2 protein-coding genes are annotated in these 1,841 nt (G+C 34.9%); both read left to right on the top strand.

Going from position 1 to position 1,841, the window contains the following annotated elements:
* Positions 1 to 565: 565 nt before the first annotated feature.
* Complete coding sequence (gene ssb, locus PVV66_RS09475; protein ID WP_273719604.1) at positions 566 to 1,009, top strand: single-stranded DNA-binding protein; 444 nt, start codon at positions 566 to 568, stop codon at positions 1,007 to 1,009.
* 241 nt (positions 1,010 to 1,250) lie between these two features.
* Positions 1,251 to 1,793, top strand: a complete 543-nt coding sequence (locus PVV66_RS09470; protein ID WP_273719603.1) for a Panacea domain-containing protein — start codon at positions 1,251 to 1,253, stop codon at positions 1,791 to 1,793.
* Positions 1,794 to 1,841 lie beyond the last annotated feature (48 nt).

The raw sequence follows: 1,841 nt of genomic DNA, 5'->3' as shown, positions 1-1,841 counted from the left end.
ACATATTTTGTGTATAAACGCAAGTGTATTTTCTATCAAATTGCATCTTTAAATGTATCGTGTTACTATTAATTCGCAGCGTTATTGTAACGTTGTATTTTAACCGTTCCTTAGGTTAAGAACCTTTTTAAAAATCGCTACAAAACAAAGCCGTGCCAATTAGTTTTGACACGGTTTTTTTGTGTATTAACGCTTGTAATTTTACACATAATATACTACATATTGTATGACCTGAGAAATTGAAAAGTCGTGAAAGCCTTGTTATGTGTTTACGTAACGAGGCTTTCTTTTATGCTGGGGGCTGGTTTTCTCTATTCAATTTAAATGCATTAAAACCGTGCCAATTTCTTGACACGGCTTCTGTTTTGCAATGCATGACTGTTGTATTGTTATTCGAAAGTATACGAACATCTCTTTATTGCACAAAACGTATCAAAATGCAATAGAAAAGTCGCTTTTAAATCTTAATCTTTTATGTGAAAACATCTTTTTTAATCATTGAAAATATTGTAAAAACACATAAAGTATGTTATGATCTTTCCATCATTTAATGGAACTTACAAATATGCTTAATAAAGTGATTTTAATTGGCCATTTAGGTGCAAATCCCGAAAGTAAAACAATGCCGTCTGGAGCAGAAATAGTCAATTTTCGTATGGCAACGTCTGAAAGCTACACAGACAAGGCAACCAATAAGAAAGTAGACAAAACAGAATGGCATTCCATTGTGGTGTTTAATCCGCATTTGGCAAAAATAGCACTTCAATATCTCAATAAAGGCAGCAAAGTTTATATCGAGGGGCGACTACAAACTCGTAAATGGCAAGATAAAAACGGTATTGAACGATATACAACAGAAGTCATATTGCCTCAGTACAAAGGCGAGTTAAAGCTTTTAGATGGCAAAAATGATGATAATCAAGATCCGTCATCATCTGCTTATGACAGAAGCATTTACAGACCTCTTGATACACCCCATACCGTTATGAATGATGATGTTCCTTTTTAAGGTGGTGTGTGGATGAAATTAGCAGGATGGTATGTACATCATCATCTTCTGATACAAAATCAGATGCTGCTATTAAATCATAGTAACGTCTCTTTGACTATTTTTGAGTTGGCAGTACTTATTGTCATTGCGGCGTTATTCTTTTTATCCCTTGTGTTGTTTTTTGAGGATAAAATACAGGAAAGCATACTAACTATGATTATAGCTCTTTCTTCATTGGTGTGGTTATTTAGTTTGTATCATGTACCAAGTTCAACAAATTGCTAACTTCTTTCTTGAAAAGGGACATAAAGAAGATATCCCAATTTCTCCTATGAAGCTTATTAAGCTGGTGTATCTTGCATATGGGTGGATGTTAGCAGCTACAGGTAAGCGTCTCTTTCCTGATCGTATAGAAGCATGGCAGCATGGTCCCATGATACCGGCTCTTTATCATGAGTTTAAAGATTGGGGAAGGCGTTTTATCGATTGCTATTCGCGTATGGTGGATTTAGAGACCGGAGAGGTTTTTATCCCTAAAATTCATAAAAATTCAACTGATAAATATACCCTTAAATTACTAGAGATCGTTTGGAATGCTTATAAAAATTTTTCATCTTCTTACTTGTGTAATGAAACTTATAAGGACGGAACGTCATGGAAGAAAGTATATAATGGGCGGTTGGGTGTGAAGTTAAAAGACCATGACATCAGAAAATACTTCACAAAAAAAATTAATGGACATTTGAAAGCAACAAAGAAAGTAGAGGGGATAAGTGAAAAGAAACAAGAGGGGACGCCCTAAAATCATAGGGCAAATAAGAGAAGCCAATGGGCGTATATCACGTGCAAA

The sequence above is a fragment of the Bartonella sp. AU16XJBT genome (genome assembly GCF_028618665.1).
GTDB lineage: Bacteria > Pseudomonadota > Alphaproteobacteria > Rhizobiales > Rhizobiaceae > Bartonella.
The sequence above is the reverse complement of the archived record's forward strand: the minus strand, read 5'-3'. Positions and strand labels throughout refer to the sequence as shown.